Origin of the sequence: Streptomyces sp. BK79, from assembly GCF_044142145.1 — a bacterium.
Classification (GTDB): domain Bacteria; phylum Actinomycetota; class Actinomycetes; order Streptomycetales; family Streptomycetaceae; genus Streptomyces.
Genome location: NZ_JBHVOC010000002.1, coordinates 426,387 through 433,535 on the forward strand (window position 1 = coordinate 426,387; position 7,149 = coordinate 433,535).

Genomic DNA, 7,149 nt, shown 5'->3' on the forward strand with positions numbered 1-7,149 from the left:
ACGATGCGTTCACCACGCGCTACGCAGGGCTGCGGTCACGGCCGGGAAAGCGGGCACCCCGGCAGGGGCGCCCGCCGCGCCCGTCAGCCGATCGCCTCCCGGCGCGACCCGGCCCGCAATTCCGCCAGCGCCTCCGCGGTCACGGGCGAAATCACGCCCTCCTCGGTGACGATCGCCGTCACCAGCTCGGGCGGCGTCACGTCGAACGCCGGGTTGTACGCCTGGGTCCCCAGGGGTGCCACCGGAATCCCGCCCCCCGCTCCCGCCACCGGCACCTGGGGTGCTGTGACCTCGGTCACCTCATGTCCCGGGCGCTGCTCGACCTCGATGGACGCCCCGTCCGCAGTGTCCGGATCCACGGTCGTGACCGGTGCCACCACGATGAACGGCACGTGGTGGTACCGCGCTAGCACGGCGAGCGGATAGCTTCCCACCTTGTTCGCCACGGACCCGTCGGCCGCGATGCGGTCGGCACCGATGATCACCGCGTCCACCTCACCCGCCGCGAACAGCGAACCGGCCGCGTTGTCGGTGAGCAGGGTGTACGCCATGCCGTTGCGCGCCGCCTCGTACGCCGTCAGGCGAGCGCCTTGCAGCAACGGACGCGTCTCGTCCACCCACAGGCGCCGCAGCCGGCCCGACCGGTGCGCCGCGAGCGCCACCGCGAAGGCCGTTCCCTCACCTCCCGACACCAGCGCACCGGTGTTGCAGTGCGTGAGCACCCGGTGCCCGCCCGCGGGCAGCAGCTCGTCCAACAGCGCCAGCCCGTGCGCGGCCATCCTGGCGCTGGCCTCGGCGTCCTCCCGGTGCAGCGTCCGCGCCGCGGCCAGCGCTGCCGCGGCCGCCTGGCGGGTGTCGCCGGTCCTGGCGAGCGCCTCCTGATGGGCGTCCCGGGCCCGGCGTACGCCGACGGCGAGGTTCACCGCGGTGGGGCGGGCTCCCGCGAGCGATGCCGCGGCCTCCTCCACGTCGAAGCCCCGCACGGCGGCGAGCGCGACGCCGTAGGCGCCCGCGATGCCGAGCAGCGGTGCCCCGCGCACGGAGAGCGAGCGGATCGCCTCCACCAGCGCGGAGGCGTCCGTGCAGACCAGCTCGACCTCCTCCGCCGGCAGCCTGGTCTGGTCCAGCAGGACCAGCACCGGGCCCTCTGGTGGTTCTTCCCAGCGCAGTGCCGGGATCTCGGTCGGCCGCTTGTCCTCGCCGCTGTGCGCGTCCTGATCAGCCATGCGGTCAGTCTGCCCCGTGCCGGGCGGACAATTGAAGGTGCGCAGCGCCTACCGCGCCCGGTCCGCACCCGAGCACCCCATGGCACGATGGCTGCCAACCAGCCGCCGCGACCGCGGACGGGCACCGTGAAGGAGCGACGATGAACGACACTCCGGGCTGGGCCTCGCCCGGATCCGCCCCGTCCGACGGGCGGGAGCCCGGCGCGTCCGGCCCCGCCGACCGCCCGGGCGGCCCCGATCAGCCCGCGCGGCCCGCGGATGAGCCGGGCGCGGACCAGCCGGGCGCGGAACCGACGGGCCCCGGCACGAAGTGGTCCAAGGAGCAGCCGCCCCCCGGCCATTGGTCGGCCCCGTCCGGCCCCGGCCAGGCCCCTCCTCCCCCGCCGCCGAACCAGGGCTGGGGCACCCCGCCCCCCGGCCAACCCGGCGGCGGCTACGGCGGCCCCGGCGGCTACGGCGGCCCCGGAGGTCCCGGCGGCTACGGCGGCCCTGGCGGGCACGGCGGCTGGCAAGGTGGCTGGGGAGGCGGCTGGGGCGGTCCCCCGCCCGCGGCCAAGCCCGGCGTGATCCCGCTCCGCCCGCTCGGCGTCGGTGAGATCCTCGACGGCGCGGTCTCCACCATGCGCACCTACTGGCGCACGGTCCTCGGCATTTCGCTGACCGTCGCGGTCTTCACGGAGATCATCGTCGTGCTGCTCCAGGGACTCGTCCTGGAGGACACCAGCTCCGAGGCCCTCAACGACCCCGACGCCACCCTGGGCGAGCTCGGTGACGCCCTGACCGACACCACCATCAACACGGGTGTCATCTTCCTGATCTCCCTGATCGGCACCGTCCTGGCCACCGCCCTGCTGACGGCCGTCACCAGTCGCGCCGTGCTGGGCAGGCCGGTGACCACCACCGAGGCCTGGCGGGACGCCCGCCCCCAAGTGCTGAAGCTGTTCGGACTGATCGTCCTGCTGCTGCTCATCGTCGCCGGCATCGTCACCGTCGGCATGGCGCCGGGGCTCATCGTCTCGGCCACGGCGGGCGGTGACGCCGCGGTGGCGCTGACCGTCCTCGGCTTCCTCGCCTCCGGAGTCGTCGCGGCGTGGCTCATGGTCCGCCTCTCGCTCGCCTCCCCCGCGCTGATGCTGGAGAAGCAGGGCATCAAGAAGGCGATGAGCCGCTCCATGAGGCTGGTGCGCGGCTCCTGGTGGCGGGTCTTCGGCATCCAGCTCCTCGCGACGATCATCGCGAACGTCGTCGCGTCGATCATCATCATCCCCTTCACCTTCCTCGCCGCGGCCCTCAGCGGCGACGGCGTCAGCGGCTTCCTCGAAGGCACCGGGAGCCTCGGCTGGACCTTCCTCGTGATCAGCGGAATCGGCTCGGTGATCGGATCCATGATCACCTTGCCGATCACCGCGGGCGTCACCGTGCTGCTCTACATCGACCAGCGCATCCGCCGCGAGGCCCTCGACCTCGAACTGGCGCGTGCCGCCGGACTCCCCGGCTCCGGCGCCCCCGGCACCACCCCGGGGAGCTGATGCGGTGAGCCCGGCGGGGGGAGTTCTCACAGAGGTGTGGTCACACGCAGCCGCACGCGCGGTGGCGGGCTCCGGCGACGTCCTCCTACGGTCGTCGGCGCGCTCCGCTGACGAACCGCCGGTGACGATCCCGCGCGACCCCGCGCGGGAGGCCGCCCGGGACGAGCTGTCCAAGCGGATGTACCACGAGAACGACCCCAGCTGGTTCCAGCGTGCCCTGGACACCTTCTGGGACTGGGTCGACGAACTGTTCGGCAGAGCGTCCACCGCGACGCCCGGAGGGACGCTCGGCCTGGTCGTCGTCATCGTGGCCGTCGTCGCGGTGCTGGGCGCCCTCTGGTGGCGCCTGGGCACCCCGCGCCGGGGACCGGCCTCGGCCCCCGCCCTGTTCGACGACCGCCCCCGCAGCGCCGCCGAACACCGTGCCGCCGCCGAGGCGCACGCCGCCCAGGGCCACTGGAACCAGGCCGTCCAGGAACGCACGCGCGCCCTGGTCCGCTCCCTGGAGGAGCGCGCCCTCCTCGACCCGCGCCCCGGACGCACCGCCGACGAGGCGGCCACCGAAGCCGGCCGCGCCCTCCCCGGCGACCGCGACCGGCTGCGCGCCGCCGCCCGGGACTTCGACGACGTCACGTACGGCGGCCGCCCCGGCACCGAGGAGTCGTACCGGCGCCTCGCCGAACTCGACCACGACCTGGAACGCGCCAAGCCGCACCTGGCGAGCACCACGACCGCCGGCGCCCCCGACGACGCGGACCGCACCACCCGCCGGGGAGCCGCCCGATGACCACCGAGGTCACGCTCCCCACCACCTCGGCCTCTCCCACCGCCCGCCAGGTGTGGACCCGCACGCGCGGCATCGCGCTCGCCCTGGCCGTGCTGCTCGCCGCCGCCGTCGCGATCGCCCTCGTCCGCTCCGACGCCCGGCACGGCGAACTCGACCCGCGCTCCGCGGACCCCTACGGCAGCCGGGCCGTCGCCGAACTCCTCGCCGACCGCGGCGTGTCCACGCGGGTGGTCACCACCCTGGACGAGGCCCGCGCCGCGACCGGTCCGGACACCACCCTGCTGGTCGCCGCCCCGGACCTCCTGACCGAACGCCAGCAGACCCGCCTGCACGCCGCCACCGAGGGCTCCGGCGGCCGGACCTTCCTCGTGGCCCCCGGCGGCCCCGCCGTCGAACGGCTCGCCCCCGGCGTCACCGCCGACCCGGCACTCAGCTACGACTCCGCGCTGGCACCCGCGTGCGACCTGCCCGCCGCCCGCCGCGCCGGCACCGCCGACACCGGTGGCATCCGCTACAGCAGCGGCCATCTCACCGCCGACGCCTGCTACCCCAGCCGACGCCTGGCCACCCTGCTCCGCATCCCCGACGCCTCGGCGGCACCCCAGGAGGGCACCCCGGGCGACACGGTCGTCCTCGGCGCGCCCGACATCCTGTACAACGACCACCTCGACGAGCACGGCAACGCCTCGCTCGCCCTGCAACTCCTCGGCTCCCGCGACCACCTGGTCTGGTACCTCCCCTCGCTCACCGACACCACCGCTCCGGAGGACGAGCGCGGCTTCTTCGACCTGCTCCCCTCCGGCTGGCTGTGGGGCACCCTGCAGCTCTTCATCGCCGCGGCCCTGGCGGCCCTGTGGCGGGCACGCCGACTCGGCCCCCTGGTGCCCGAAAAGCTCCCCGTGGCGATCCGCGCCTCCGAAACCGCCGAAGGCCGCGCCCGCCTCTACCGCAAGGCCGACGCCCGCGACCGCGCGGCCGCCGCTCTTCGCTCCGCCACCCGCACTCGCCTCGCCCCCCTCGTAGGCGTCCCCGTCGCCCAGGCGCACACACCTGAGGCGCTGCTCTCCGCCCTGTCCGCCCACACCCCCGGCGAAAACGGCCGACACGCCGGCGGACAGCCCCTGCACACCCTCCTCTTCGGCCCGCCGCCCGGCGACGACGCGGCCCTCATCACCCTCGCCGACCAACTCGACGCCCTCGAAAGGCAGGTACGTCGTCCATGATGGACCCGACCACTGACAACGCCGGGCAGACCGGGGCCCAGGGCAACGCCCGCGCCGCCCTGGAGGCCCTGCGCGCCGAGATCGCCAAGGCCGTGGTCGGCCAGGACGCCGCCGTCACCGGTCTCGTCGTGGCGCTCCTGTGCCGCGGCCACGTCCTCCTCGAAGGCGTCCCCGGCGTCGCCAAGACCCTCCTGGTCCGCGCCCTCGCCGCCGCCACGGAACTCGACACCAAGCGCGTCCAGTTCACCCCCGACCTGATGCCGAGCGACGTCACCGGCTCCCTGGTCTACGACGCCCGCACCGCCGAGTTCTCCTTCCAGCCGGGCCCGGCCTTCACCAACCTGCTCCTGGCCGACGAGATCAACCGCACGCCCCCGAAGACCCAGTCGTCCCTCCTCGAGGCCATGGAGGAACGCCAGGTCACGGTCGACGGCACCCCCCGCCCGCTCCCCGAGCCCTTCCTCGTCGCGGCGACCCAGAACCCGGTGGAGTACGAGGGCACCTACCCCCTCCCGGAAGCCCAGCTGGACCGCTTCCTCCTCAAGCTCACCGTCCCCCTCCCCTCCCGCCAGAACGAGATCGACGTCCTGACGCGGCACGCCTCGGGGTTCAATCCGCGCGACCTGCGCGCCGCCGGCGTACGCCCCGTCGCGAACGCCGCCGACCTGGAAGCCGCCCGCGCCGAGGTCGCCAAGACGACCATCGCCCCGGAGATCACGGCCTACGTCGTCGACATCTGCCGCGCCACCCGCGAGTCGCCCTCCCTCACCCTCGGCGTCTCCCCGCGCGGAGCCACGGCACTGCTCTCGACAGCCCGCGCGTGGGCCTGGCTCACGGGCCGCGACTACGTCACCCCCGACGACGTGAAGGCCCTGGCCCTCCCCACCCTCCGGCATCGCGTCCAGCTCCGCCCGGAGGCCGAGATGGAGGGCGTCACCACGGACTCCGTGATCAACGCGATCCTCGCCCACGTCCCCGTCCCCCGCTGATGGCACTCACCGGACGCGCCGCGCTCCTCGCGGCCATCGGCTCCGTACCCATCGGCATCTGGGACCCCAGCTGGACGGGCCTCCTCGCGGTCAACGGCCCGCTGGCCGCGGCCTGCGCCTGCGACTTCGCCCTGGCCGCCCCGGTACGACGCCTCCGCCTGACCCGCTCCGGAGACACGTCCACACGTCTGGGCGAGACCGCCGACGTCACATTGACGGTCACCAACCCGTCCAGCCGCCCACTGCGCGCCCTCCTCCGCGACGCCTGGCCGCCGAGCGCGTGGCACGCCGGCACGGAGGCCGCGGCCTCCCGCCACCGGCTGTCGGTGCCCGCGGGCGAACGCCGACGCGTCACCACTCGCCTACGCCCCACCCGCCGCGGCGACCGCCAGGCGGATCGCGTCACCATCCGCTCGTACGGTCCTCTGGGCCTCTTCACCCGCCAAGGCACCCACCGGGTCCCCTGGACGGTACGCGTCCTGCCCCCCTTCGCCAGCCGCAAGCACCTCCCCGCCAAGCTGTCCCGCCTGCGCGAACTCGACGGCCGCACCAGCCTGCTCACCCGCGGCCAGGGCACGGAGTTCGACAGCCTGCGGGAGTACGTCCCGGGCGACGACACCCGTTCCATCGACTGGCGCGCCACGGCCCGCCAGTCCGCCGTCGCCGTACGCACCTGGCGCCCGGAACGCGATCGCCACATCCTGCTCGTCCTCGACACCGGTCGTACCTCCGCCGGCCGCGTGGGCGACGCTCCCCGCCTCGACGCCTCCATGGACGCCGCGCTGCTCCTGGCCGCCCTCGCCTCCCGCGCGGGCGACCGCGTCGATCTCCTCGCCTACGACCGCCACGTACGCTCCCTCGTACAGGGTCGCCCGGCGAGCGACGTGCTTCCGTCCCTGGTCAACGCGATGGCGACCCTGGAACCGGAACTGGTCGAGACCGACGCGCGCGGCCTGACCGCCACCGCCCTCCGCTCAGCCCCCCGCCGCTCCCTGGTCGTACTGTTCACGACACTCGACGCGGCACCGATCGAGGATGGGCTCCTCCCCGTCCTGCCCCAGCTGACGCAGCGCCATACGGTCCTGGTGGCGTCGGTGGCAGACCCGCACATCTCCCGCATGGCCGAGGCCCGCGGCAACACGGACGCCGTCTACGAGGCAGCGGCGGCGGCACAGGCCCAGTCCGAGCGCCGGCGCACAGCCGACCAACTCCGCCGACATGGCGTCACGGTCGTCGACGCGACCCCGGACGAACTGGCCCCGGCACTGGCCGACGCCTACTTGGAGCTGAAGACAGCAGGCCGCCTCTGACCGCCGGGGGCATTCCCGCCCTCGGCCCCCTGAAAAGGCCCCTGAACGCAGAAAATCCCGCACCGTTTCCGGTGCGGGGTTTCCG

6 protein-coding genes are annotated in these 7,149 nt (G+C 74.4%); 5 read left to right on the plus strand and 1 reads right to left on the minus strand.

All coding sequences use genetic code 11. From position 1 onward, the window contains the following. Window positions 1-83 precede the first annotated feature (83 nt). The gene (gene mtnA / locus ACFIF2_RS03905) at window positions 84-1,226 is read right to left on the minus strand and encodes an S-methyl-5-thioribose-1-phosphate isomerase (RefSeq protein ID WP_395571024.1); all 1,143 of its coding nucleotides are present in this window, start codon (window positions 1,224-1,226) and stop codon (window positions 84-86) included. 140 nt (window positions 1,227-1,366) lie between these two features. Here mtnA and ACFIF2_RS03910 point away from each other — a divergent pair, with 140 nt between their 5' ends. Genes ACFIF2_RS03910 through ACFIF2_RS03930 form a run of 5 tightly spaced genes read left to right on the plus strand, consistent with a single transcriptional unit; the run spans window position 1,367 to window position 7,064 of the window. Beyond that, on the plus strand, window positions 1,367-2,755 hold the full coding sequence (locus ACFIF2_RS03910; protein ID WP_395571025.1) for a glycerophosphoryl diester phosphodiesterase membrane domain-containing protein: 1,389 nt from the start codon (window positions 1,367-1,369) through the stop codon (window positions 2,753-2,755). Window positions 2,756-2,759: 4 nt separating this feature from the next. Further along, the gene (locus ACFIF2_RS03915; protein WP_395571026.1) at window positions 2,760-3,542 is read left to right on the plus strand and encodes a DUF4129 domain-containing protein; all 783 of its coding nucleotides are present in this window, start codon (window positions 2,760-2,762) and stop codon (window positions 3,540-3,542) included. Beyond that, on the plus strand, window positions 3,539-4,765 hold the full coding sequence (locus ACFIF2_RS03920) for a DUF4350 domain-containing protein (protein WP_395571027.1): 1,227 nt from the start codon (window positions 3,539-3,541) through the stop codon (window positions 4,763-4,765). Before ACFIF2_RS03915 ends, ACFIF2_RS03920 begins: the two co-directional genes overlap by 4 nt. After that, window positions 4,765-5,754, plus strand: coding sequence for an AAA family ATPase (locus ACFIF2_RS03925; RefSeq protein ID WP_395571048.1), 990 nt, complete (start codon window positions 4,765-4,767; stop codon window positions 5,752-5,754). The genes ACFIF2_RS03920 and ACFIF2_RS03925 overlap by 1 nt, the downstream gene beginning before the upstream one ends. Further along, a complete protein-coding gene (locus ACFIF2_RS03930; protein ID WP_395571028.1) occupies window positions 5,754-7,064 on the plus strand; it encodes a DUF58 domain-containing protein in 1,311 nt (436 codons plus the stop codon). The genes ACFIF2_RS03925 and ACFIF2_RS03930 overlap by 1 nt, the downstream gene beginning before the upstream one ends. Window positions 7,065-7,149: the final 85 nt, after the last annotated feature.